The 25,315-nt window shown below is 40.0% G+C and carries 26 protein-coding genes and 1 pseudogene; 3 read left to right on the forward strand and 24 right to left on the reverse strand.

Annotated features, from left to right (window positions below; genetic code table 11):
• Positions 1-115: 115 nt before the first annotated feature.
• From KJS58_RS16115 to KJS58_RS16155, 9 genes are all read right to left on the reverse strand, one after another.
• Complete coding sequence (locus KJS58_RS16115; RefSeq protein ID WP_213533916.1) at positions 116-400, reverse strand: hypothetical protein; 285 nt, start codon at positions 398-400, stop codon at positions 116-118.
• Positions 401-1,160: 760 nt separating this feature from the next.
• The gene (locus tag KJS58_RS16120) at positions 1,161-1,553 is read right to left on the reverse strand and encodes a hypothetical protein (protein WP_160037223.1); all 393 of its coding nucleotides are present in this window, start codon (positions 1,551-1,553) and stop codon (positions 1,161-1,163) included.
• A 13-nt stretch (positions 1,554-1,566) separates the two neighbouring features.
• Positions 1,567-2,505, reverse strand: coding sequence for a hypothetical protein (locus KJS58_RS16125; protein WP_160037224.1), 939 nt, complete (start codon positions 2,503-2,505; stop codon positions 1,567-1,569).
• 653 nt (positions 2,506-3,158) lie between these two features.
• On the reverse strand, positions 3,159-3,569 hold the full coding sequence (locus tag KJS58_RS16130; protein WP_213533918.1) for a hypothetical protein: 411 nt from the start codon (positions 3,567-3,569) through the stop codon (positions 3,159-3,161).
• 187 nt (positions 3,570-3,756) lie between these two features.
• Entirely contained in the window at positions 3,757-3,960 is a 204-nt protein-coding gene (locus KJS58_RS16135) for a hypothetical protein (protein WP_213533920.1), read from the reverse strand.
• Between the two features lie 156 nt (positions 3,961-4,116).
• Positions 4,117-4,440, reverse strand: coding sequence for a hypothetical protein (locus KJS58_RS16140; RefSeq protein WP_160037194.1), 324 nt, complete (start codon positions 4,438-4,440; stop codon positions 4,117-4,119).
• 424 nt (positions 4,441-4,864) lie between these two features.
• On the reverse strand, positions 4,865-5,302 hold the full coding sequence (locus tag KJS58_RS16145; RefSeq protein WP_213533922.1) for a hypothetical protein: 438 nt from the start codon (positions 5,300-5,302) through the stop codon (positions 4,865-4,867).
• A gap of 208 nt (positions 5,303-5,510) precedes the next feature.
• Complete coding sequence (locus KJS58_RS16150) at positions 5,511-6,353, reverse strand: tyrosine-type recombinase/integrase (protein WP_213533924.1); 843 nt, start codon at positions 6,351-6,353, stop codon at positions 5,511-5,513.
• Between the two features lie 129 nt (positions 6,354-6,482).
• Entirely contained in the window at positions 6,483-7,019 is a 537-nt protein-coding gene (locus tag KJS58_RS16155; protein ID WP_213533926.1) for a hypothetical protein, read from the reverse strand.
• Positions 7,020-7,121: 102 nt separating this feature from the next.
• On the opposite strand from KJS58_RS16155, the pseudogene KJS58_RS16160 reads away from it, so the two are divergent.
• Positions 7,122-7,228: pseudogene (locus KJS58_RS16160) on the forward strand (IS3 family transposase); the annotation flags it as partial.
• Between the two features lie 168 nt (positions 7,229-7,396).
• Here the strand turns inward: KJS58_RS16160 and KJS58_RS16165 are convergent.
• The 6 genes from KJS58_RS16165 to KJS58_RS16190 form a co-directional block, all read right to left on the reverse strand.
• On the reverse strand, positions 7,397-8,179 hold the full coding sequence (locus tag KJS58_RS16165; protein WP_213533928.1) for a copper amine oxidase N-terminal domain-containing protein: 783 nt from the start codon (positions 8,177-8,179) through the stop codon (positions 7,397-7,399).
• A gap of 84 nt (positions 8,180-8,263) precedes the next feature.
• On the reverse strand, positions 8,264-8,860 hold the full coding sequence (locus KJS58_RS16170; protein WP_213533929.1) for a hypothetical protein: 597 nt from the start codon (positions 8,858-8,860) through the stop codon (positions 8,264-8,266).
• 131 nt (positions 8,861-8,991) lie between these two features.
• Positions 8,992-9,765 (reverse strand): type I 3-dehydroquinate dehydratase, encoded by a 774-nt coding sequence (gene aroD / locus KJS58_RS16175; RefSeq protein ID WP_213533931.1) that lies wholly within the window; start codon positions 9,763-9,765, stop codon positions 8,992-8,994.
• Between the two features lie 73 nt (positions 9,766-9,838).
• Positions 9,839-11,053 (reverse strand): MFS transporter, encoded by a 1,215-nt coding sequence (locus tag KJS58_RS16180; protein ID WP_213533933.1) that lies wholly within the window; start codon positions 11,051-11,053, stop codon positions 9,839-9,841.
• A gap of 97 nt (positions 11,054-11,150) precedes the next feature.
• Positions 11,151-12,014, reverse strand: coding sequence for a shikimate dehydrogenase (locus KJS58_RS16185; RefSeq protein ID WP_213533935.1), 864 nt, complete (start codon positions 12,012-12,014; stop codon positions 11,151-11,153).
• A 139-nt stretch (positions 12,015-12,153) separates the two neighbouring features.
• Positions 12,154-14,139 (reverse strand): NAD(P)/FAD-dependent oxidoreductase, encoded by a 1,986-nt coding sequence (locus KJS58_RS16190; RefSeq protein ID WP_213533937.1) that lies wholly within the window; start codon positions 14,137-14,139, stop codon positions 12,154-12,156.
• Between the two features lie 354 nt (positions 14,140-14,493).
• Between KJS58_RS16190 and KJS58_RS16195 the strand changes: the two genes are divergently transcribed.
• Together KJS58_RS16195 and KJS58_RS16200 are read left to right on the forward strand one after the other, a co-directional pair.
• Complete coding sequence (locus KJS58_RS16195) at positions 14,494-15,399, forward strand: LysR family transcriptional regulator (RefSeq protein WP_213533939.1); 906 nt, start codon at positions 14,494-14,496, stop codon at positions 15,397-15,399.
• A 170-nt stretch (positions 15,400-15,569) separates the two neighbouring features.
• Positions 15,570-16,847 (forward strand): MFS transporter, encoded by a 1,278-nt coding sequence (locus tag KJS58_RS16200; RefSeq protein WP_213533941.1) that lies wholly within the window; start codon positions 15,570-15,572, stop codon positions 16,845-16,847.
• 74 nt (positions 16,848-16,921) lie between these two features.
• On the opposite strand, the gene KJS58_RS16205 is transcribed toward KJS58_RS16200, so the two are convergent.
• The 9 genes from KJS58_RS16205 to KJS58_RS16245 are packed head-to-tail and all read right to left on the reverse strand — an operon-like array spanning position 16,922 to position 25,228.
• Positions 16,922-17,968 carry a glycosyltransferase family 4 protein gene (locus KJS58_RS16205; RefSeq protein ID WP_213533942.1) on the reverse strand — a complete coding sequence of 349 codons (1,047 nt, stop codon included), beginning with the start codon at positions 17,966-17,968 and terminating at the stop codon, positions 16,922-16,924.
• Positions 17,969-17,989: 21 nt separating this feature from the next.
• Entirely contained in the window at positions 17,990-18,691 is a 702-nt protein-coding gene (locus KJS58_RS16210) for a glycosyltransferase family 2 protein (protein WP_213533944.1), read from the reverse strand.
• Positions 18,692-18,709: 18 nt separating this feature from the next.
• On the reverse strand, positions 18,710-19,291 hold the full coding sequence (locus tag KJS58_RS16215) for a class I SAM-dependent methyltransferase (RefSeq protein WP_213533946.1): 582 nt from the start codon (positions 19,289-19,291) through the stop codon (positions 18,710-18,712).
• 16 nt (positions 19,292-19,307) lie between these two features.
• Positions 19,308-20,030, reverse strand: a complete 723-nt coding sequence (locus KJS58_RS16220) for a glycosyltransferase (RefSeq protein WP_213533948.1) — start codon at positions 20,028-20,030, stop codon at positions 19,308-19,310.
• On the reverse strand, positions 20,027-20,986 hold the full coding sequence (locus KJS58_RS16225) for an NAD-dependent epimerase/dehydratase family protein (protein WP_213533950.1): 960 nt from the start codon (positions 20,984-20,986) through the stop codon (positions 20,027-20,029). The genes KJS58_RS16220 and KJS58_RS16225 overlap by 4 nt, the downstream gene beginning before the upstream one ends.
• Positions 20,968-21,798, reverse strand: a complete 831-nt coding sequence (locus KJS58_RS16230; RefSeq protein ID WP_213533952.1) for a dTDP-4-dehydrorhamnose reductase family protein — start codon at positions 21,796-21,798, stop codon at positions 20,968-20,970. Before KJS58_RS16230 ends, KJS58_RS16225 begins: the two co-directional genes overlap by 19 nt.
• Complete coding sequence (locus tag KJS58_RS16235; protein WP_213533954.1) at positions 21,795-22,781, reverse strand: polysaccharide biosynthesis protein; 987 nt, start codon at positions 22,779-22,781, stop codon at positions 21,795-21,797. Before KJS58_RS16235 ends, KJS58_RS16230 begins: the two co-directional genes overlap by 4 nt.
• Positions 22,774-23,865: a non-hydrolyzing UDP-N-acetylglucosamine 2-epimerase gene (wecB, locus tag KJS58_RS16240; protein ID WP_213533956.1), complete on the reverse strand. Its 1,092-nt coding sequence runs from the start codon at positions 23,863-23,865 to the stop codon at positions 22,774-22,776. Before wecB ends, KJS58_RS16235 begins: the two co-directional genes overlap by 8 nt.
• A 16-nt stretch (positions 23,866-23,881) precedes the next feature.
• The gene (locus tag KJS58_RS16245; protein ID WP_213533958.1) at positions 23,882-25,228 is read right to left on the reverse strand and encodes a glycosyltransferase family 4 protein; all 1,347 of its coding nucleotides are present in this window, start codon (positions 25,226-25,228) and stop codon (positions 23,882-23,884) included.
• Between the last annotated feature and the right edge of the window lie 87 nt (positions 25,229-25,315).

The raw sequence follows: 25,315 nt of genomic DNA on the forward strand, positions 1-25,315 counted from the left end.
TAAGATGTGTATAGCTCATGGCGGATTCTCCTTGTAGGTGTTGTGTGGTAACTCCATTCTACACGAATCCGGCCATGGGCCATTTTTTATTTTGAACTAGGTGTCGCACTTCATATTACAATCCGTCAAGTATAAATATTGTTTTCAGATTAACTGAATATTTTATTAAGTAGCGACGAAAAACAAATGAAAGTAAGGTCATGATAGCAAAGTACCCAATCGGTATAACGAAACTATAAAATACTTTTTCTGTTGCACCAATGTCACCTGGTGGGGCATCTGCTGCTGTGAATCGTCCCATTGCTATCCATATCTTAAATACCCAGTAAAATAAGAATGATGTGGTTGATATAACTAATAGATAAGCTACATAACTAATTACACTAAGGTTAACCTTCAAACAGTAGCCTCCAATTTTATGTATTTTTTTATTATAATGACTTTGATAAATGATTACTTCATTAAAATAAGAACGATTGTTGTATCCACATTAAGAAGCTCAGAAATCCTGTTATGCAGAATGTGATTAAGATAGTTACTGTTCCTCTTGAAATAGACTTTAAATTTTTCTTACCTGTTAGTCCTATTATTCCAAGTATTAAAGTTGTTAACGAAAGAATGTAAACAATATTAAAGGCGTCTGGAACGGATATCATATGGATATGTCTATAGATTTCTATCCAATATGGCATTGCTAAATACGAAACTAAACAAATTATTGAAAGAAAGAAAGACCATGAATTTATTTTTTCTCTCATAAATTTCACCTCCTCATATAGCTAATTAAGCATAAGAAATATCCGATGGATTTTGTAGGATCTTAAACGATCATATGTGCCTGATAATCTTGAATGTTGTTATTTATGGTTTCGCTAGGCAGGATGGAAGCATTAACTATATAGGATAATAACCTCCAATCACAATGCAGAAATTTACATCTAGAATTCAGTTAAAATACAAGAAACACATAGGCTGTCCTAATAAAAGGGAGCAGTTGCCAAATGGCAAGCTGCTCCCTGCTGTACACAACTACTCTAAAAAAATCAAAATGAACTTTGATCCTAATATAAAAAGAAGGTCGATAGACCTTCTCAGATTGTAGACAAAAGGCATTCAGAATGCCTTTTGTCTACAATCTGAAAATAAGACCCCTAGGGGTCTTATTTTTTAAGAAAATTGTTTAGTTCCAATATTTTTTCTTGATCCGGATCATCTTGTATATCAATGATTTTCTCTTGTACTTTTCCTACGTTTTTCAAAGGTTGATTATTATCAATTTTTTCTGCAATAATTTCTGCTAAACTGGTATTCACTTCTAAATCAGAGTAATACGATAAGATATCAATTCTTGAAGCAGAACTGAGAACAGAAGTGTTAGGGACTTTGCCTTCTTCAAGTTTCGAAGAAAAGAAAGAAAGCTCACTTAATAATCTCTGGTTGAGGTTTTGCTGAAATAAATCCTGTTTAGCGTTATGGGATTGATATAAAAATATATTAAAGAATAGAGATCCAATAAGAAGTATCAATAGAGGAATATATGCTTTTTTTTTCAATTAAAATCCTTCTTTACCAAGAAATTTGATTGTGATTGTAAACTTCCATTGTTTTGCTTGCTGGACCAATACTTATACCAGCAGTTCCTTTTATGTCTACACTTAATGAGGAGTTTAGAATTGTAATATTATGACCGTATTTAGCATAGATATCTGCCTTTGTCAATGTCGATACATTTGGAGTATATCTATACTTCATGTAACCTATTATGTTTCTTGCATAATCGGGATGAGAAGGGCTGTTTCCATCATTAACTTGTGGAAGTTGCATCTCATACGCATAACCTAGAACGCTTTGAAAGGCTACTGGATTATTGGTTTTTTGGATTACTTTGCTGGGATTAATTTGATCTAAATAAGTATATTTAAATACATTTGATGCTGTTCCGGGTATAACACTCATGTTACTATTTGTTCCAAGAGCAAGGACATCTTTCTGTTTTTGTGTTGGTGTCTTAAGCCATTCGAACCGAGCAGAAGCACCGCCTTGAGATGTAGAATATTTCTCATTGCTTGTCTCAAGTTTAAGCCAACTAGTTGTGGTCGTAGATGCTCCCATGGTAGTAATTCCATTATCTTTATTATTAGATTGTTCCATTGCTTCCTGTTTGGAAACTTCAGATACATTTGTGTCTACAATTTGAAGTGGACTATATCCGTTATCTGGAGTTGCTAAAGTATAATCATAGACCTCTTCTAGTTTGAAGTAATTTTCATCAACTGAAGAAGTAACTAGTTCGGAAATACCATCATAATAATACTGTAGATCTTCGTCAATTAGATCATTTACCCAATCTTCAGATAAACCGTATGCTTGATGTACTGCTGACCTTTTTTCTTCAATAGACAACTTTTCACTTGCAAAAGTAGTTGAATTACCAAGTAATGATGCACAAATTAGGGAAGCTGAAGCCAAAACTGTTACTCTTTTGATCGTTTTACTAATTAACAAAATTAATCCCTGCTTTCTCTTCCTTTTTTAATAAACAATGTTCAAATAATTGAAATATTAATATTAATAATGGTAACAGAAAGAAAAAATTAATAAAATAGGAGGATATACGTGATCTACTATGTATAAATTTGTCGAATAATAAGGTATTAATGAGCCTATATGACTATATTCAAGAAACCTGTATATATGCAATTAGAGGAGCTTGTGAGTTCTTCAAAGGGCACTTAATGGATTAATTCTTTTAACTGAGTCAGGCTACCTAATGTTAGTAAAATCTTTTTCGGATGACCTTGCCTGGGAAGTGCAACGAATGCTAGTCATCACTTATTTTTGCTTCAGACAGTTTGTAACCAACTGCACTAACTTTACCTCGTGGGGTGATCCTTTAATTTGGTGGTATCAAGGATCTCAAAACAGTACTATTTGGTCAGTAGCACATGATTACGTGTACTTTGGTAATAGAAACAATGATCAGGACGGAGGACTTTCTCACGTTTATACATCAAGTGTAAAAGATCTAAAGATCGGTAGAATAGCGGCACATCCTTTTTTTATAACTGTCTACTTAATAGGGTTCAGGTTCATGGCAAGCTGCTCCCTACTGTATTCAACTATTGTTTTCCAGTTAGTGTAATCAACCTGTTGTGAAGTTAATGATCCCCTGCACCTAAATAACTTTCTACTGGCACTTTGTATAATACATAGTCGCTAGTCCACATCTGCCCTGTTATAATAATCCTTCCTTCACCTTCAAAAAATATCCCAGAACCCTCATAAGAGTCATACTTTAACCCTTGATTCTCCATTTCCCTTATGACTTTGTCTCTTCCTTCTTGTTGATTTCCACTATAACCAAGCCAATAAAACCCATTAACATTTGCTAACTCAACTAGTTCATTGTTACTCTTATCCAATTTCTCAACAACTTCTTTCTTTGATACACCTTCAAAAGGAAGCGTTGGATAATAAGCTTTACTAGAGTAAAGCCAAAAACTTAGTAAGACAATTACAGCCAGTATTAATGCGATTAGAAGAAATAATATATTCTTTTTCGTTTTCACGTTGTCGTTGACTCCTTTTTTTAGAATCTATATAAGTTATACCTGAAAGATTGCTATAAGTTGCGAAAGTAAGGGAGGAAGGAGCAGAAAGTTAACCTGCCGATTAGCAAAAAGGGGCAGTTACCAACTGGCAAGCTGATCCCTTTTGTTTTCAACTAACGTTTTTTCGTTAGTTCAAATGAGTAGTTCATTTTTTTAATTGAGTAATTTTTCTTAGAATTACTGCTGTACAGACAGATATAACACTAGCTAAGTATAAAAGAGCATATGCTATAGCAGCATAATATGTCAGTTCAGCTTCAATACCGGATCTTGTAAGAACTAAAATAATGGCAAAGCCAACAACAAAAACGACAAAACCCAATAGAGCATTTTTAATAACTTCTTTCACAAATTCACCTCCTAGGTTTATACCAGTTCCCAGCTACCTATACTAACCCGAACAGCCTAATCGACTGTAATCTTATTTATCTAAAGTTTTACGTACGCTTATAGTCCAACGGATTTATGTAGAAGATCCCATCGTCCGACAAACTTTTTCTTTAATTTATTTTCTAAGTGGCTCAGTAATTTTGAGATTTTTAATATAATTACCTCTTATAAAGTTATGGTAATACGTAATGAAGTAAGTTTGATTAGTCTCTACCAAACTATATGTAGATTCAGGCACAGATATTTTTTCTCGTTCGCCATTCCCACTAGTAATTGTGATATAGTTCTTGAATTTCCCAACTTCCTTACCTTCTACCTTTGTAATAGTAGTTATACTTGAGCTATAGAAAAACAAATAAAGTAAAAAAAATATTATAAAACATGTAAATAAAATTTTTTTCGCATCTCTCTGATAATGAACCTTTACTAATTTAAACATAAGCATCTCCTTTATTTTATTTAACTTTCTTTTGTAATCGTGAACTAATGAATTTTCCCTTCCAATTTTTACTTAATCGTAGATTCTAACATATCGTCTGTTTATAACTATAGGTTAAAATATGGAAATACGATTAAAATTGTAGGTTTCATTATTAATCCATGCAATGTGAATATGGGTCCTAAACTGTCCAGGAGCTTAAAGAAAAAGCAACCGGTCTATTGATCGGTTGCTTACTTTTTCTAATTAAACTATCGTTCTTGTATCTACGAACCCGAGAGGCTTAAGGGAGCACAAGCGACCGGGTCCAACGGACTTTGCCTCGCAGGGTTGTGAGCTGAATCTGCTTCTCTGCATATCTCATCTAGCGAACCAAGGGCTCTAAGCCCGCAGCGAAGATACATTGTTATGCGATACCCTGTCTTCATTGAGCTACTTCAAGTTTCTTTTCCAATTTATTCTTTAATCTTTCATCAGATAAAATAAAAAGTATAGACAAGTCATTTATGGATTTAATCCCTACTATTTTTTCATTTATTGGATTTTCCTCTATACCAGCTATATGGATTTTCCCCCTGTTAATTGGATCAGATGGGTCGTAAATAAATGAAACCTCATAATCGGAGTAGCCTTTTCGATATACATAAGAATACATATAGTCTTTACCTTCACTACCATCTTGAAAAATAAAATATTGTCCTTCTTCCCCTGTCAAACGAGCATTAGTTAACCATTGTTTTACCTTATCTGATTGTTCTGAGTCGATTTCATACAACTTATAATCGATAATAGCATTCATACTGTCTTCTAAATTTGCTTTTTCCTCAGTAGAGCATCCCGAAATTATTAAAAATAATGACATGATAAGAATCATTGTATTAGTTCGCATACTACCTCCTTGTCAAGGTTTTTAGATTTTATATATGTCTTTGCAGGGTTTCGCATAACATATTATTCACGAACTTCCTAAACAATTCTATATGTAGGGTATTCGGGAAACTTTAGAACTATCCTGCCGTTTAGTTGAATAAGAGGCGGAGCTCTAAAGGAGAATCCGCCTCTAAAACATACTAAAAAAATCGACGATACAGTTCTCTCCGGCGCTCTCCACGAAGCTGAGCATAGATTTGTGTGGTTGAAGCTTTTTCATGACCTAGCATGCCTTGGATAAAATCTAACGGTGCCCCGTTATCAAGCAGCTGGCATGCATAAGTATGACGGAATCGATGGGGATACACATTTGCCTCCACCGCTCCGCGATCTGCCAGTCGCTTTAATACCCACCTTAGCGTTGGAATGGCCATTCGCTTAACAGGATTTGTATCCGTTACAAATAAGGCTTTACGGGAGTCTTCCCGACTTGCTAAATACTTCTTCAACCATACTTTACACTCCGTAGTGAAGTAAACTTCTCTTTGCTTTGCACCCTTCCCGTTTACAATGGCAGAGCAATTCTCCCAGTTTAGATCCTCAATATTTAATTTTTCGACCTCTCCAATTCTGCAGCCTGTGCTGTAAAGAAACTCAAGTAGAGCTCTTTCTCTTCGTGTCTGACAGGAAATCTTCAGATGAATCACATCTTCCTCCATCAAAAACTTAGGGATTCGCTTATCCATTTTGGGCTCACGTAATTTGAGCGAAGGGTTAGTGGGTAAATAGGCTTCTTCATATGCATAACGAAATAGGGAACGTACAAAACGGATGCGATGCCCTAAGCTACTTGCCTTTAATCGATCGGACTGCTTAGCTAGGTATTCCTTCAGCAGATTCAGAGTAACCTTGGAAATATCTATATCCCCAAGATCTGTAACTAACATCCGGAGCTGCAAAGCATATGCTTTCAATGTATTTGGACTAAACCCTTGGATTCGCTTGTCCGCTTCATAATGACGCCAAAGTTCGCTTAAAATCATAATAAACCCTCCTATTAGAGCAATTAATTCTAGTTTGCTTCTAATAGGAGGGTTATAAACTGTAGATTAAACTAGCGTTTCCTGTTAGTTGATTAATAAAACGTTACCTTGTCATTAGCTTATTCTCGGTTAATCTAGCACTTTTCCAAAACAAGTCTTTTCAGGTAAATCCATATTGTTGTATGATTCGAAAAATTCGGAACGAATATCCAGTGTTTTAATAGTGAGTATATATCCATTGATCGTGTTTGCAATCATTTCAATTTCAGATAAATTGTATGAAGTTATATCCATTTTCGAAATGATCACTTGCTTACCAAGCACTTTTGATAAAGAAGAGGTAATTTGTTTCTTTACATCGTCATTTAAACTTTCGAACTGGAGTACAAGGTTTTCAAGGTCATCCTTGCTACCTTTCAACAAACTGTGGGATTGGATAGCACTATGCATTGGAGATGAAGAATTGACAGCATAGATCTCAGTGATGTCATCAATTAGAAATTTCAAGTTTATACCTTCTTCTGTTTCAACAAATAGGTAGTCCTCATTTAATTCTGTAGAAATACCACGGAAAAATTCATCTTGTTTATTAACTTTAAATACTACAGAACGTTGTTCTTTAACTGTCATCTCAATAAATTGTCTCTTATTCATCATATTATGCAATGTGTTCCCCTCCCCTTTCAGTATTCTATATGAGGTGAGTTATTCCCTTGTCATTAAACTAACCTGCCCTTTACCTTAATAAAAAAAACAGCCGATCGATTGTACGGCTGCTTACCGATTCGCAATGAATTAGTCAATCGAGGAAAAAAGTGAATCATAAAAAGGTTCAACGTCTTATGCACGAACTCGGTTTAAAATGCATGGTACGCCGGAGCAACATGAATTATTTATCATTCTGATCAAGGATGGCACTATCAAATGAAAGTATATCGTCATACAGTCAAAACTAAAAATGAGTCCGGTACAATACCGAACCCATTTTAAGCAAGTTGCTTGATAATAATAACCGTGTTTAACTTGTAGGGTTACTTTGCAATCTATAAATATAAATATTTAAAATCTATTTTTTGTATTTTCCAGCCCTCATCTGTAAATGTTAACTGCATCGTACGTGTAAGCCAAACAAGACTAACAAAGTGAGTACTTTGTGAAATCGTCGCTTCAGAATTGTATATATCTTTATAAGTAATCATACTATTCTTTTCCGCATCAAATTGTGTATCAAATGGCAGACCTTTATACCAAATAATATTCCCCAGTAACTTGTCTGTAAAATAAGGTTTAAAATATGCTTTAGCCTGTCGAATATCCGTTATTACCGCAGCCTCATTTGCGATTTGAGAAAAGGTTTTAAACTGTTCATCCGTTACTAAAGGAATCGGCTTTATCTGAGTGTAAATTAGGATATTGATTTTCTCAAACGTTACATGAGCTACCTTAAATGATTGATTCCACTCCACGCTTGCCCCAAACGCGTGACTCAAGAATTTGAGAGGTACATACGTCGTTCCTTTATGGATCTGAGCAGGAACATCCAAAGAAACCTTGTTTTCATTAATAGTTGCCTCTTTAGAGTTCACTTTTAAAGTTATTTTCGTTGTTTTATCACTAATTACAACCGTCTTTAGATTTTGATCCCATTGTACTTTAAAACCAAATTTTTCAGAAACAACTCTTATCGGAATTAAAGTCCTGCCGTTTACTATTTTGCCCGTATCAATAACAATCGGTGGTTCTTCAAAAGCAGCAAATGTCGTGCGAGGTAATTGGATTGAAAATAATAAAATGGCTATTATTAGTGACGTGAATATTCTTCTCATGATGTCTTCTCCCTGCTGTTAATAAATAAAAAGCTACATTTAAAATGTGTTTGATCAAGTGCTTATCGAACGATTTAGGTAATGTTAGGCTTCTTCAGTAAGTCTTTCATAATTAATTTCGTATAATTTGTATAAGCCGTTTATATCAGTTTCTCCATCTACTAGCTTGTAATTTAAGATGCTTAACTTATGAGCTGGAGCATATATAAAAGCACGATCTGAAGTATCCATTAAAATGGGTCTATTTACGCAATATAAGTTTTTTGGAGTTGAACGAAAGCCCCAAAATAATGACTCTATATTCTTTCTAAGTGTCTCAGCTAGGTATAATCCCATATCCATTGAAACCCCTTGACTATGGACACTTAGTTTCTTAGCTCGAATAAATTCATGAACCCATTTAGGTGTTTCAGCTAACTCTTTTTCTAGCTCTTCTTTTGGCCGATTCATCACTTCAGCTATATCATTAACGAACCATTCCCATAAAGGAATTAAAGATTCCGGGGAATAATCAAGGTCTTTTTCTGAGCAACCAGTTGTGAAATGATACGCTTTTCTCAAAAGTTCCATTCTTGTTGGTATCTCACCTATATACCATTCAAAATGAATCCGTGCTTCTTTTCTCGTTATCTCCTCAAAATCGTTTATCTCAAATGGTGGGTGCATTAATGGATAATCCAAATAATTCAACTCCTTAAAAACGAATACCAGAATGAATTATAATGTTTCGTACGATTTAAATGAAGCCATAATTTACCTATAAATAAAAAAACGTTTGAACCCAAAGGGCTCAAACGTTTCTCATTCTTCATTTACATATGCTTGTGCAGCGTGTTCAGCACACTGCGAAGTTCTTCGACAGGCACCTGACCTGGCGCAGATGCTTTCTTAGCAGCACCAAAAGTGAGTGCTGAACCAAATAGTTCACCCGCGATCCGGCTGATCACACCTTTGCCCGCCATGGACATGGTAATGATCGGTCTATCTGCATACTCTTCTTTCATCGTATGAGTTGCATCCATCAGCATTAGCACATCAGCGACACTTTGCGGCATCGCTGCCAGTTTCGGAATATCGCCGCCGAGTTCTTGTGCCTTTCGAAGACGGGATACGATTTCTTCCTTAGAAGGTGTTTTGTCAAAATCGTGATTTGAGATGATCACATAGACATTATGCTTATGTGCTTCATCAATAATCGCTTTTACTTCTGCATCACCAGTGAACAGCTCAGCATCCACAATATCTACTTGTCCGGTTGCCGCAATAGCTTGGTTCAGTTCTACATAATAAGCGGTGCTTACTTCTTTTTCTCCGCCTTCTTTTGCGCTGCGGAACGTAAAGACAATCGGCTGGGAAGGAAGAATCAAGCGGATCTCCGCTAGAGCTTCTTTCACTTTTTCGATATCTTCTACATGTTCATAGAAGTCGACGCGCCATTCAATGACATCAAAATCCTGGGATGTTAGAAAATTCGCTTCCTCTTTTAATTGTTCAATCGTCTCACCCACGAGAGGAACACAAATTTTAGGGGCGCCTTCGCCAATTGCGACGTTCTTAACGATAACGGGTTTTAGCGTGTTTTGCATGTTGGTAGACTCCTTTGTCTTCTGTATAAGGTTGTTACTACTATGAGATAAAGACTATCTATTAACTTGTAGCTTAGCCTTGTACTGCTTTTAGCGGTGCATTCATTACTTTCCGGTAACGGATATTAACAACAATAGCTAGAACCACACCGATCAGCGTAACAACCGCATCGAATAGGATAATGCTGCTAATACTCGTTTTGGATAGTATACCTGTTATTACAGGAATTGAGAATGTAGCAAGACTTGATGCCGTATATACAATCCCTGTAATTTTTCCTTTGCTGGTCGGAAAGAGTTCGGACATCGTTGTAAGTGCGAGCTGCAATACGCCGCCAGCAGCAGAGAAACCAATGACAAACCCTGCGATTACGCATACAGCCGCAGATGGGTATGCCCATAGTACCATTAGTGCAATAAAGGATATTAACGGATAAATAAATACAAAAGTTACAGGTTTCACAAGACTCTTCACAAGGAAAGAGGTAACAAATACGGAAATCAAGGAACCGATACTATAGTAACTGATCAACTGCAAAGATGAAGTATTTGACATCCCTGCCACCTGCTCTCCATACGTTGGGAGCCATACGGAAATTAGATAAAACGTTGCTGTTGCGGTATAACCAATCAGAATCAGGCACAGACCTTCAATCCAGAAGCTAGGTTTTCTAGCAGAATTGTTGTCGTCTACAGAGCTTACTGCAGCCGCCTGTTCTTGCTGCTGTTCCTGATCTGGGAATGGCAAGCGAATAAGGAATAGACCATTCACGATAAAGATCGCTACACAGATCAAGAAGGAGTAACCATAATACAAGTTGCTGCTAATGAGTACACTGATGATCATCGGAAGTGCAAACTGACCACCAGAAATGAACGCTTTGATAATAACATTTGCGGTTCCTGCTGCTTTCGGAAAAGCTTCCATAAGTGCAGGATAGGTACCGGAATCAAGCACTGAGTTCGCCATCCCTGCAAGCAAGGCAAAAATAAAGGCGACGGTCACGTTCGGTGATAACAGGATTCCGATAAAGAATACGGCATACATGGCCATCCCGATAAAAACAAATGGTTTCCGTCCTAATTTGTCCGACAGTACACCAGAGATAAACAGAACGAGTAATCGTCCGATACCAAGTGCAGAAATAACATAGGATATCCCGGCGCTATCGGTATTTAACTGTTCGCTTAGGAAACCCATATTCTGTGCCAGGATAATAGCACCCATACCATGTACAAAATAGTTAATATACAAAGCTAATGCCGTCGGCATATACTTGTTCTTCACAACATTCCACTGCTCCTTTAGAGTAGATTCGTTTGTTAAGATCGAATTAGTTTGTTCGTTTTTTCACAAGAGTTGCCGTGAGAAGGCAGACGCCTTCCTAGAACAACAATTCTTTAATATAATCAACAGGCATATCTTCCCCTGTCCAGATTTTGAATGCTTCTGCACCTTGCCATAGCATCATGCCAAGACCGTTAATTGTACGGCATCCTTGTTCTTCTGCCATCTCAAGCAGACGTGTTTTTTCAGGAATATAAACGACATCAGATACAATCAGATCACTGCGCAGTACAGCAGGGTCGGTAATGAGGCTTTGACCTACGAGTGGTTTCATGCCCACACCTGTTGCATTCGTAAAGATTGTACTGTCTTCAATTTCCTTATAAAGAGTGTTTGTGTCTTCCAGGTCAAACAGCTTCACGTTGCAATCTGTTTTTTCCATAATATTTTTAACGGTTTGTTCCGCACGCTCATAGAATGCATCTTTTCTATTAAAAATAGAGATTTCTTTAACGCCATCCAGTGCTGCTTGAATGCAGATCGCTGTGGCTGCTCCGCCGGCACCTGTAATCGTCATTTTTTTGCCGATGATATCGATACCATCTTCTTTCAGTGCTCTCATGTACCCTACCCCATCCGTGATATGGCCGGTAAGTACTCCGTTATCATTAACAACCGTGTTAACTGCCCCCGCAAGTTCTGCTGCTGGTGATAACTTATCTAGATATTGAAGAACAACCGTTTTATTCGGCATCGTCACGTTGCAGCCGCGTACATTAAGGGAGCGGAAGCCTTGAATTACCCCAGGAAGCTGCTCATTATCCACATCAAATGCTAAATACACATAGTCTAATCCGAGTTTAGCGAAAGCTTCGTTATGCATTTTTGGGGACAAACTGTGAGAAATCGGAGTTCCTAATAAACCAATAAGTTTTGTTTTTCCTGAAATACGTTCTGCCATGATTAACATCTCCTTTAGTTGTTTACCTTCATTATTTATCAATAGACAATACACAAGATCTTTAACTCGTTTGTCATTCCCTTGGGCAGCCTCGTGCCAGAACTTTTTATTCCAGCACGCAGACACCTCTAACTGAATCTTACAAGGAACCTATCTTTTTCAAGGTAGAAAGAATATTTCTTCCTTCGCGTACCCCATCCAAGATTTTACGTGCGCCAAGACTGTCTCCAATATTAATAACTTCTACTCCCTGAGGAATAAAATGCTTCTCTACCTCACTAAGTTCAGGACGTTCTGGTCTCATACCCAGGCAGACAAATCCAAAGTCAAAATCAAGTGAGCTCACTTCACCCTCATATTCTAGTTTGAAATGATCCCCTGCCACTTCAACCAAGGATGTGCTTGTTCTCACATCAACTTCATGTTTCTTCAGCATGTCCATCATAGAGAGTTTCGTAATAATATCAAGATCCTTACCTAGCTCAGGAAGTCGTTCTACAATGGTAACCTCAGCTTTTTGAGATGAGAAAAATTCAACTACATCCAGCCCAACTGCACCACCGCCGATAACGGCTACTTTCTTTCCTTCCATATTAGGGAACTGATTCACGTCACTCAGCAGACTGAAAATAGAATGAACACGGCTGCCCGGTTTATCAATATGTTCTAATAACCCTTGAATTGGCGGAAGCAGTGGTTTAGATCCTGTTGCATTTACAATCACATCCGGTTTCAAATTCTCAATGCGAGCAATATCGGCAACGGTATCCGTAAAGGTAATGAGATTTTTCAACCGTTTGCTTCTTTGATTTAAATATTTAGGGAAATCAGCAATCCGTTTTTTGTCCGGCAATCTTGAGATTTCAGCAGCGAGTCCGCCGAGATACGATTTCTGTTCAATTAGGAATGTATTACAGCCTACTTCTGCTGCTGTACATGCTGCCTCGAGTCCAGCTGTACCTCCGCCGATAACTACAACATTCGTTTGTTTCTTCACTTGCTTTTCTTTATATTCATCTCCATTGATGACATCTGGATTTACTGTACATTTAATTGGACGATTGAGTGCAATTCGGTGACCAGCGCATCCAATGTTACAAGAAATACATTTACGAAGCATTTCTTCTTCACCACGGCTTACTTTGCTTACCCAGTCAGGATCCGCAATAAGTCCGCGCCCGATCGCAATGAGATCCGCTTCTCCTTTAGAGAGTACATTTTCAGCCACCTGTGGATGACGGAAATTACCGCTCGCAATCGTCGGTTTATTAAATTTATCACGTACTGCTTTTGCCAGATAGGAGCGCCATCCATCAGGCAGATTCATTTGATCAATCTGATATTGCAGAGAATCATTCAGTGCCGCGGACACATTAATGACGTCGACTTCCTCATGCAGATAATCAAGAAGCTGGAGTGAATCTTCTAAAGTGTTGCCTCCGGCAACAAATTCATCCGCACTGATTCGAAGCATGATCGGGAACATGGGTCCAACCTCTGCTCTGATCCGGTCAATAACCATGCGAGCGAAGCGGGCACGATTCTCGTAACTGCCGCCGAACTCATCTGTACGTTTGTTATATACAGGAGACAAGAACTGACATAACAAATAGGAGTGTCCTGCATGAATTTCAATCGCATCAAAACCTGCCATTTTCACTCGTTTGGCTGCTTTTCCGTACTTTTCTACAATCTCTAGAATTTCTTCTTTCGTAAGCGGACGAGGAACCGCTCCGCCTGCTTTTGAAGGAATATTAGAAGACGATACCGGCTGCTGTCCAATTCGATCGGGTGCTGCCGAAGCACCTGCATGGTTAATCTGGATTGCTACTTTGGCGCCTTGATTATGAAGACGTTCTGTCAGCTCGTAGAACCCTGGAATATAACGATCATGATCTATACGCAGCTGAGTCGTTCCGTTGGAGCCTAAAGGGAAATCGAGACAAGCATTCTCTACAATAATAAGTCCCGTTCCGCCTTTTGCCCTTTGCTCATAATACTTCATATGATTGGGTGTCATTTCGCCGTTTGTACCAGCAAAGTTCGTTCCCATCGGCGGCATAACAATTCGGTTCTTAAGAGTCATGCTTTTCACTGTTAAAGGTGAAAAAATCGTAGGATACATTTACTTTTCCTCCAGTTATTCAATCTAAGATGTTTAAGACCCGCATCCTTAACTTCTTACACTTTCTATGTGAATCGCTTAATGTGAATTAATTCACATATCAAGTCTAAAATATAACCGCTGATTGAGCGGCTCTATTGTTGTGAGAGATCATCTGTACTTTTTCGTTTGCCCGTAAGTCTAATCACTATTCATTATCTAATTGAATTTCATTCAGCTGAACGTTATGGCTACATCATAAAACCAGCTATCCAATAAATCAAATTCATATTTTTGTGAAAATTAATAGATTTCTTCTATAGATTATTTTATAATAACTCTGCTTTCTAACTCATAGGAAAGGAAGTTGTACTTATGAACCTTAGGCATCTACAGTACTTTCAAGTCCTAGCCGAACTAGAACACTTCACCCAGGCTTCAGCTAAACTGCATATTACACAACCAAGTCTAAGTCACGCCATCTCAGAACTAGAGAAGAAGCTTGGCGTTCCCTTATTCGAGAAAAAAGGACGGAATGTTCGTCTGACCAAGTATGGCCGTGTATTCCTCGAGCATGTTGACAAGGCTTTGTCAGAGCTTAGTAAAGGTGAGCAGAAAATCCAGGAACTTGCTAGTCCCAATCATGGCCGAGTTGATCTAGCTTTTATCTACACACTCGGACCGCACTTTGCCCCTTCTCTGATTCAATCCTTTACTTCTCGTGAGGAATTCAAGGATATTACGCTCTCTTTTCATCAAGGAAATACACAAACTTTAATTCAGGAATTAAAAAATGACACCTTTGATATCGCGTTCTGTTCCTTTCTCCCTGAAGAACAAGAACATATTGAGTTCATTCCCGTCACAAAAGAAGAACTGGTGGTAATTGTTCATCCAGAGCATCCTTTAGCGAATCAGGATTCTATTGATTTAAAAGATACAGCCGGTTATCCATTCATTTTCTTTAATGAGGCGAGCGGTGTAAGGCCCATTATTGACGACCTATTTGCCCAAGTGGACGTGACTCCGCACATTATCTGTGAGATTGAGGAGGATAATGCGATGGCAGGACTTGTATCTGTAAATTATGGGATTGGCATTATGCCCCGGATCAGTACGTTAAATCATTTTCAGGTCAAAGCACTGCCCATCTCTAACCCAAGCTATGAGCGATATATCTATATGGCTACAATAAAAAATCGCTATTTATCACCCGCAGCCGTTGCATTTCGTGATTATGTCATTGCACATTGTCAGGGAAATAGTAAGAAGTTTATCTAAAGTTATCTTTATATTTTTCATTTAATACCATATTTTCTTAATATTTAATCTATTGATTTATATAAAATTGTACTTTATACTCCAGTTTGAGAGTTTCAATCCGTTTTTATGTTAATGAGTTATCGTTTGTGATTTTTTTCACTATCATTATCGGTTAGGTGGAGTACATTATGAATATCCTGAAAAATAGTTATCTTCACGCAGCATCTGGTATGTACATCAACTATTTCTTATACGGGATGGTTAATATTATTCTGGCATCTCATATGTCATTTCTAACCGAATCACTTCATACGAATGCAGCCGGTATCAGCTTGCTGGTATCTGCTATCGGATTTGGACGCCTGGCTACACTATACGTATCAGGCTTATTATCGGATCGATTTGGACGAAAACCGTTTATTATCATTGCAGGTATTCTCATGGCTGTCTTCCTCGTCGGAATTCCGCTCAGTCCAAACTTAGGAACAGCCGTTATTTTTGCAGTGCTCGCAGGGGTTGCCAACGCCTGTATGGATTCGGGTACCTATCCCGCGCTCATTGAAGCATTTCCAAAGGCTGCTGGCTCAGCAACGGTATTAGTAAGAGGTGTTATCTCTGTCGGAGCATCGCTGCTGCCGATTATGATTTTATTTATCATGAACCAAGGTTGGTTTTATGGATATGCCTTTTTCCTGCCTGCTGTTATCTTTCTGCTCAATACCTTTTTGATCTATAGAGCAAAGTTTCCGAGTATAAAGTGTAATGACGAAAACAAAGAAACTAAGACTGTTACGGAAGAAGCACCCCAAAAACCGGTATTTCATTCTCCCCCGAAGTTTCGGATAGAAGGACTTTGCTTAATCTTACTTGGGTTCACAGGACCTGCTCTTCTATATGTTATGCAGCTCTGGCTGCCTACGTATGGACAGCAGATGATCGGACTAACCGAAGCAGAGTCGCTTAAGCTGATCAGCTACTATAATATCGGCTCCTTAGTCTCTGTATTTTTTCTTGTTATTGCACTTAGCAAGTGGTTAAAACCAGTGAGTGTCATTCTTTTATATCCTATTCTTTCCCTATTCGCATTTATACTGCTTCTGACCGTGAAATCTCATATGGCTGTGATTGCAGCAGTCTTCTTGATTGGATTTACCATTTCAGGCGTATTACAGTTATCGCTTACTGTAATGAGTGAATTTTTTAGCGAACGAAAAGGACAAATTACTGGTTTCATGTACACTGCTACCTCCATTTCCTATACGACAATCCCCTTTGTCACAGGACTGTTGCTAGAGCATTTCCATGTTCGAAGTGTATTTGAACTCGCTGTTGCTATCAATCTAATCAGTATTGTATTAGCCATTGTGGTCAATTACAGATACGCTAGTGTGTTTTTTACCAGAACACTGTTTTTCCGAAAAAAAGCAGATTCTCGAAAAGAAAAACGAAATCTTTTGTATCGTTAAAAACAAATGAAACAGCCCCTGCCTTCTAAACAGGGGTTTTTTCATATAGAACTAACCTTATAAGAAACTTAGGGCTAATTCGCGTGGGCTCTGCTCACGATATCGTTCACAATCCGTTCCAGCTCGGAATAGCTTTTCTCCCAGGTGAAGACATTCGAGTCGCGTTCTCCATTCTTCGCCAGTTTTAATCTCAGATGATCATCTTCAATCAGCCTGATGACATCTTTAGCTAACCGATTTTCATATCGATAAGACATAAGACAGTTTCGTTCATGCACTGCATATTCTGTGTTGCCTCCTGAATAACAAGCGACAAGAGCTGCTCCGCATCTCATGGCTTCAAGACCCGGAAGTGAACCAGTATCGTATGAGCCTGAACTAACATAGATATCTGTCTGGTTATAATGATATCTCAATTCTTCATCGTTCTCTGGCGTGTAGATATTATATTTTCCCGTCGATTGAAGAAACTGTATATCCTCAGATTCTGCATATTCTCCAGGAGGTGTGATTAAGTTCAAAATCACTTCTGGATGAGCGGCCTTCACAAGATCAAGCTCGGCAAGTAGATATTTTTGTTCCCGATGCCACGAGAAATTCCCTTCTTCTTTCCGGTAGATCGAAGTAATACGCAGCGGACCATTTAATTGCTCCCGGATCTGCATATTATGAAAAAAGCGGCTGACACCGACAGGTACAATTCTGCCTTTGATTCCATGATTAAGAAAAATCATATCTTGCTGCCATCTGGATAGTACAAGTAAATGAGGGGTTAGATGATAGGAAGGAAATGAATACTGGTTATCTCTCAGAAAAGTAGGCTCATAACACAAGGACAACCTAACATGCAGCCCTTTGCCTTCTTCGCTGGCTTGCTGGGCCGGATAAGCTGTTGTGTAAAAATTAGATAAAATGACATCCCCCTTAGGGATATGGCGTGATTGTAAAATGGTCTCCTTCACTTGCAGAATTCGTGCTTTGATCTCATATTCCACTACACCTTGGCTTGGCATTACAATTAAAACTTCATGCCCCGTGTCGACAAGTCGATTCGCAAGTTCCGCGATCATTCGCTGTGCTCCGCCGTGACATAATGTATATACAGGTAAAATGTAACGCAACTGCCCTTCACCTCCATCCATTCACAGTAAAGATAGCAAAGCAGACCGATGAAGATTCTGAATGGCAGCTACCTCTTTTTCGATCTCTTCCATATGTCTTGCAGTCCCCATCTGTTCGTGCATCCGGTACTTGATCAGCGGGATATCCACACACCCAAGTTCATAAAATGGAAGTAATCTAAGCCACATCTCATAATCATGTGCATAGCGGAAATTCGGATTGAACAGCCCTACTTTACCGAATACCTTCATAGCCAGCATGACGGAACAACCGTTGATCGGACAATAGGATAAAAGAGTATGAATCATGTCTGACCTGCTACCGAGTTTCGGATAGATCGTTTCGGTCTGCTCACTGAGTGAATTCATATAATGATAAGCCGATTGGGTAAAAGATAAGCCTTTTTCAAGCATATAATTCACTTGTGTCTCCACTTTATAGGGAAGAAAGGCATCATCACTGCTCAGCCAAGCAAAATACTGCCCCTTCGCATGTACAATTCCTGTATTTAGTGCCGTAGCTGTCCCGCCATTCACTTTACGGATATAGCGAATTTGATCTTTATAAGGTGTAATCAGTTCTGTATGCTGAGTTGATCCATCATCTACAACAATAATTTCAATATGGGGATAGGTTTGCTGTAAAGCACTCTCGATGGCTTCTCCAATATATTTGCAATTATAAAAGGGAATGACGATGGTCACGACAGGTTTGCTAATCACAAGCATCTCACCTCACTTTTACTCATCAAGGATCTTCCAGGCCAATAGGGCATCAACAGGCTCGTGTTCTGTTCCATAGGACTCCTCGAAAGAGGGGTTCTTCTGATTATGAAATCCTTTAAGGACAATGACCTGATATCCAATGCTCTCGAGTTCCTCTGCTTCCCAACCGCTGTAATGATTCTGATACACTTCACCCTGTAAGTTGTAATGATCGACTCCTTCTTGATGAAAAAAACCGCGCGGTGTAAAAATAACAATCCGATTTTTGGCGATTTTTTCGGCTTGCTGAAGGATTGAGATTCCCTCTTCTTTTGTAAAGTGTTCCAAAGAATCAATCATGGTTACCGCAGAAAATGATTTGGGAAGAAATAATTGATCTAATATTTTCGCATCTGCATTCAGAGGGATGACATGGGGAGCTCGGCAGACGCGATGTTCCAGATAGGGCCGGTGGATATCCAGTGCTACTATGAGCCTGGACTCGTAATATTCTAGTAAAACACCTAGACCGCTGCCAACATCAAGCACACTATCTGAGAACCGAAGCAGTTCGCTGAGTAATGGTAAAAAATCAGACTTCTGTATTTCATGATACACTCGCTTTCCCCCTTCCCTACCGTCCTTGCACTTGAATCATCTGCTGAATCTGTTCCACATACCTCTCTTGAATCATTCGAATTTCTTGCTGGATTACATCTGCATATTTAACAGACCCCATGCCATGATGTTTACGGTAGGCCGTCAGCGGTTCTGGCAAATAAGGAACTGAATATCCCTTTAGCAGAACACGGTACCATAAATCATAATCATGCGTATACGGAAGAGATTCATCGAACAATCCGATGTTCTGAACCAGTGATTTATGAAACATAACCGTACATCCATTCACCGGATTCCCTGTAAGAAAAACTCGCAGCATTTCTTTGTCTGTCATGGGAGAAATACCGGCACGGTGCTGGGTGACACTGTTATCTTCATTAATATAATTAAAATTGGTATGAGAAATGACAGCCTGCTGATTCATCATGAACTGCACTTGTTTCTCTATTTTCTCTGGATAGAACCGGTCATCCGAGCTGAGCCAAACGATGTACTCTCCAGAGGCATACCGAATTCCGTGATTGAGTGCGGAAGCCGTTCCGCCATTCGCCTTACCAAGATAATAAATAAAAGGCAGATAGGGATGAATTTGTTCTGTATATTGTGTAGATCCGTCATCCACTACGATAATTTCTACCATAGAATACGTTTGGCTGAGTGCACTGCGAATGGCTTGCGAGATATAGGGACAGTTATAGAAAGGAATGACCACCGTGACCAGAGGGAGCGAATTCATGCTTGCCCTCCTTCCTTACTTCGGCGATGACGGTGATCTTGTAGTACATCTTCTATAGAAGAGGCAAATGGGATTTCTGGTTTCCATCCTAATTTGGTAAGAGAAGCGCAGGACTCCGAATCATCCTCTATAGCAGAGACACCTCCAGGACCAGAAGAAGGCGATCCCCACAGCAGTGGTACCTGCACTTTTGTACTAGAAAGGAGTACGTCAGCGATCTCTCCAAGCGTTCTTTCTTTCCCTGAAATAACAGGATAGATTCTGCCTGGCTCCCCATTTAGCAAAAGCGCAAGATATGCCCAAACGGCATCCCGCACATCTAAATAATCACGAGCATCATCACGGGATGATAAGCGAAAAGGATTGGGATTTTTCCCTTGTTCAGCCGAAATGACATGTGCAGCAAGTAATGAACATATGCCAGTGGAAGGTCCGGGCCCAATCAGATTTCCTGGTTCGGCGTAGATCATCTGCTGGCTATACATCGCTGAGAATGACATAGAAACGAGTTCCTCCATGTACTTACTGAGACTATAAGGGTGAGGAGGCGATAGAGGGAGATCGGGAACAGGAATGTATTTCAGACGTGAACCAACGATGACTGCCCGGCATTCGGGCAGCGTTCGCATGGCATCGAGCAGGTAAAGCGGGGACATCACATTCATTTCAATCGTAGACACGGGGTCTGCCCAGGAGGCAGGTACGGAATTCTGACCTGCTAGATGTAAGATATAATCAGGCTGAGTATGACTCACTAGCCGATTCACTGCTTGACGATCTCGGAGATCACATAAATGGACGGTTACGTGATCATCTTGCAAATCTGCAGAAAGAGATCGGGTGACGGCCGCAACCTTTGCACCACAGGCACGAAGAAGCTGAACTGCATGCCGACCCGTAAATCCAGAAGCGCCGGTTACCAGCACGACTTTGTCTTTCAGCCTTGTTGTATCCATTCTTTCAACTCCTTCAGCATGTCACGATAAGACGGCAGAAGAGGGTTTACATCCTCCCGAGTGACAGCGAGGGTTCGATCCTGTACAAATGTACTATTGGGGACGATTACTGTTTCTTTCAGATCCCATATTTCTTTAAAAAGTAATAATAGCTCATACTTCGATACGGGTTCAGGATGAGCCAGATGAATCAGACCCGACACTTTCGAAGTCATGTACTCATCCACCACCTTAGCAAGCATGAGTGTAGTCACTCCATTCCACCTTGCTTTCGCATACCCTTGCACAACCCCTTTTTGCTGAAAGAACCAATGCATGAGACCGATCCCGTTCTTACGCACTTCCGGTCCGATAATGGAGGTACGTATCGTAAGATGACCCGGGGAACAAACTTCCCCGAGTGATTTGGTAATCGCATATATCGTCTCTCCATCTGGTAAATTTTCTTCTGTATAACCTCCTAACCGGTCCCCTTTGAATACACAATCTGTGCTGATATGAATGAGTTTTGCACCGATTTGATCAGCTAGATTTGCAAGGCGATGCGGTAAAAAACCATTTACATGGTAGGCTTGAATTATATTTTTCTCTGCGTACTGATTTAAAATCCCCACTGCGTTGATAATGACATCAGGGTGAACCGCTTTTACGAGCAGGTCGACACTGTGAATATCATTCACATCCAGGATCAGTCCGTTCGGATCTTTCTTATTACGAGATGTATAAAACACCGTGTGGTGTCCTTGTTGTTTGAAGTATTGAACCATCATGTGTCCTGCCATACCTTGACCACCAATGATGAGCAGTTTCATCCAAGGAACCCCCCGCGCTGCAGGATTTCCTTAATCTCCTCTTTCGACATCAGATTAAATTCCGAACTGAAACTGGAGAAGGTCACCGGCTCGTAGTATTTATAGTGTTCTTTTAGTTCAGGCAGATTAATCGTCGGAAGAATGACAAGATATTTTTCATCATAAACAACGGTTGTTCTGCTCTCGAACTCACTCATCAGAATTTCGTGAATTTTTTCTCCTGGCCGAGTACCTCGTTCCACGATTTGAACACCAGATACCCCTGCATCTTCGATTAATACTTCTGCCAGATCTACAATTTTGCAGGTAGGCATCGTCATCACAAAAATTTCTCCGCCCACACTTTTTACAGAAGCATCAAATAAAAGCGATATCGCATCGCGAAGCGTAAGGAAGAATCGTGTCATCTCCATATCCGTAATCGATACTACGCCTTTATTCTTAATCTGATCCTTAAATAGATGGACTACACTTCCGTTTGTACCCAGCACATTACCGCCCCGCACGGTTACGAATGCTGTTTTGCTGCGGAGTAAGTTCGCATATACAATCAGCTTTTCTCCAATCGCCTTGGTCATTCCATAAAAGTTCGATGGATTTGCTGCTTTATCCGTGGAGATATAGATCACTTTCTTTACTTCATTCTCTACCGCTGCCTCAATTACATTCTGAGTACCAATGACATTGGTCTTTAACGCTTCATAGGGTTGATCTTCGCAGACAGGTACATGCTTCAGCGCTGCTAAATGATATACATAATCGACTTCTTTACAAGCGGCAACGAGCGCTTCCTTATCCCTGATATCTCCGATGCAAAAACTGAGGCGGCTGTCTTCAAATTCACGGCTCATGGCTACTTGACTTGATTCACCGCGAGAATATACGATGACTTCTTTAGGATTTAAAGTCAGTAATTGAGTGATTAATTCATGCCCCCAAGAACCGGTACCTCCGGTAACGAGAATTCGTTGATTTTCAAACATGCAGCTTCCCTCCAAGCAGAAATTTAACTACTTTATCCGATACATCCTCGGCAAGATACCCTTTGGGACACTCCCAGGAACGATTTAGTTCCATCATCAGCGCTGCGGATGCAGCAATGCGGTCTGCTTCAAGCCCTGATACAATGTTACTTCCGCAATCGACGGTCTCTGGCCGTTCGGTCGTCTTACGCATGGTCACGGTAGGCACTCCCATAATGCAGCACTCTTCCTGGACCGTTCCGCTGTCCGTTAAGGCGCAGCATGCATTTTGCTCCAGTAAAAGAAAATCGAAAAATCCGAAAGGCTCATGAAATTCTACTAGCGGATGCATCGTAAGCTTCAAATGTTCTTTAATCCGCGCAGCTGTACGAGGGTGAATACTGCAAATGATCCGTTTTCCATGTTTCTCTGCTACGAGATTGAGTCCTGTCATAATGGCTGCTAGATGCCCGGGATGATCTACATTTTCTGCACGGTGGGCTGTAACGAGAAAGTACTCTCCTTTTTCAAGTCCTAAGGTTTTCATAATTTTGCTGTCCAGCATACGATTTTCATAATGCTTCATTACTTCGTATATGGGATTGCCCGTGAGTACGATTCGCTGACTAGGAACACCTTCCCGGATTAAGTGTGCTTTGCTTTGTTCTGTATATGGCATATTAATGCTTGATATGGCATCAATTACCCGGCGGTTTTTCTCTTCTGGTACATTGAGGTCGTAACACCGATTCCCTGCTTCCATGTGAATGACCGGAATACCCATTCTTTCCGCAAGAATGGCCGATAAAGCACTGTTCGTATCTCCTAGCAGCAAGATTTTATCCGGCTTTTCCTGTATTAGAATTGTTTCCAGCTGACTGAACATCACAGACAATTGCTGACCAAGCGTAGCTGCTTCATCCTGAAGTACATAATCTGGAGATCTCAGACCTAATTCTCTAAAAAATTGGCCGCTGAGACTTTCTGTGAAATTCTGTCCTGTATGCACTAGGATGTGCCGATCTGCATAACGGTCCAGCTTAGGAATAATAAGACTCAGCCGGATAATTTCCGGTCTTGTTCCAAGTACCGTCATGATCTTCAAGGTGACCCCTCCTTTTTCATGAAGTCAACTTTCGTTTTTTCTGAGACCTCAGAGGCTTCATGGCAGAACGTGTTTGTTTCCTTTTATTCTTCTTCATTGGCTTTGTCTTGATTGGCTTTATCTTCATTGTATTCCTCGATTTTTTAACGGTTTTTCTCAACCGCGCAGAGGTTGATTTTTTCTTTCTTTGATGAATAATCTTTTTCTTACTTTTCGCCGGTTTACGCTTTTTGGCATGAGTTCGCAGACAAGCAGAGGGTGTACCAAACCAATCCGGGAATCGGCTCATGAGGTTACGAATCATCTCTTCCGCGCGGTTCTTATAAGCTTCTGCACCATATAACTGCTCTGCGGCTGATTTACTTCGTTCTCCCGTACGTGCGGTCTCTTCTGGATTTTGTATACAGACAGCCATCCTGCTTGCTAGTTCCTCAACGCTACCCGGCTCAGCGAGTAGATGAGAATTACCGACTGCCTCCATCATCTCCTGAAGACCTCCCTGCCCAAAGGCAACAACCGGTGTTCCAAAGTAAAGACTCTCCAGTGCCGTCATCCCAAAACCTTCTTTGACCATACTCGGAACGACGGTAAGATCCATCGCACAGTATGCTTCGCTAACTTGTTCAAGAAAAGGAGTAAAGATGAATTGATGACGGTACCTCGATTCAGCAATCATTCTCACACACTCGTTGTAATAGACTTCATCAACAGGGTTTCCTATAATCCAAAACCTGCTATGGGGATATGATTCACATAAAGACAGAGCACTTCGTACGAAAGGCAGCAACCCTTTGGCATCGTATATAAATGTGGAGATATAACCAATGCAGAAATGTTCAGGCGATAGTCCAATCATGCTGCGCCTTGTTGCTCGAAGATCGTTCCACTGATGAATTGCAGCAAGAGAAGCATCCCATGTGGGCGATAATACGGTGGATTTTGCGGAGATATTGCCGCCTTGTAAAGGTTCGAAGACGGTTTGCGAGATGCCGATTACCCAGTTGCTGAACTCATCCATGATCTTTATGGATTCACCAGTATACGCGTTCATGGTAATGGTTTCGGTAATTTTCCAAATCACCGGGATGTTAAGCATTCGTGCTGCCATGGCAGGTACCGCATTCACACAGGTATTCGTGAGTACGATTTGGGGGGATTCTTTTTGCAGCAGACGGATCACAGCGTGGGAAGAAGGGGTATGCATTAACCGATCTGCTTCATGCCTAAGTCCCTCATAGGGGGTGTATATGGTGTGAAGCAGTTCATAAGACTGGACTTTTACCCGAATTCCATTCTTTCGAGCTAGCGAGGAGATCAATCCTTCACTAGGGACCACGAGTACACAGCGAAAGTAAAAACTCATTTCTTGGCAAAAACGCAACAACAGCTTTTCTGCCCCCGTAATACTTTGGCTGTGACTGATATGACTGAATAACATTAGTTTTGGCTT

This window comes from Paenibacillus sp. J45TS6, assembly GCF_018403285.1.
In the GTDB taxonomy this organism is placed as follows: domain Bacteria; phylum Bacillota; class Bacilli; order Paenibacillales; family Paenibacillaceae; genus Paenibacillus.

Bases quoted from the DNA above. Each gene is read 5' to 3' on its own strand.
- KJS58_RS16140 (WP_160037194.1), bottom strand. From the start codon at position 4,440: ATGTTTAAATTAGTAAAGGTTCATTATCAGAGAGATGCGAAAAAAATT.
- KJS58_RS16145 (WP_213533922.1), bottom strand. From the start codon at position 5,302: ATGTCATTATTTTTAATAATTTCGGGATGCTCTACTGAGGAAAAAGCA.
- KJS58_RS16150 (WP_213533924.1), bottom strand. From the start codon at position 6,353: ATGATTTTAAGCGAACTTTGGCGTCATTATGAAGCGGACAAGCGAATC.
- KJS58_RS16165 (WP_213533928.1), bottom strand. From the start codon at position 8,179: ATGAGAAGAATATTCACGTCACTAATAATAGCCATTTTATTATTTTCA.
- aroD (WP_213533931.1), bottom strand. From the start codon at position 9,765: ATGCAAAACACGCTAAAACCCGTTATCGTTAAGAACGTCGCAATTGGC.
- KJS58_RS16185 (WP_213533935.1), bottom strand. From the start codon at position 12,014: ATGGCAGAACGTATTTCAGGAAAAACAAAACTTATTGGTTTATTAGGA.
- KJS58_RS16190 (WP_213533937.1), bottom strand. From the start codon at position 14,139: ATGTATCCTACGATTTTTTCACCTTTAACAGTGAAAAGCATGACTCTT.
- KJS58_RS16195 (WP_213533939.1), top strand. From the start codon at position 14,494: ATGAACCTTAGGCATCTACAGTACTTTCAAGTCCTAGCCGAACTAGAA.
- KJS58_RS16200 (WP_213533941.1), top strand. From the start codon at position 15,570: ATGAATATCCTGAAAAATAGTTATCTTCACGCAGCATCTGGTATGTAC.
- KJS58_RS16220 (WP_213533948.1), bottom strand. From the start codon at position 20,030: ATGAATTCGCTCCCTCTGGTCACGGTGGTCATTCCTTTCTATAACTGT.
- KJS58_RS16225 (WP_213533950.1), bottom strand. From the start codon at position 20,986: ATGGATACAACAAGGCTGAAAGACAAAGTCGTGCTGGTAACCGGCGCT.
- KJS58_RS16230 (WP_213533952.1), bottom strand. From the start codon at position 21,798: ATGAAACTGCTCATCATTGGTGGTCAAGGTATGGCAGGACACATGATG.
- KJS58_RS16235 (WP_213533954.1), bottom strand. From the start codon at position 22,781: ATGTTTGAAAATCAACGAATTCTCGTTACCGGAGGTACCGGTTCTTGG.
- KJS58_RS16245 (WP_213533958.1), bottom strand. From the start codon at position 25,228: ATGAGTTTTTACTTTCGCTGTGTACTCGTGGTCCCTAGTGAAGGATTG.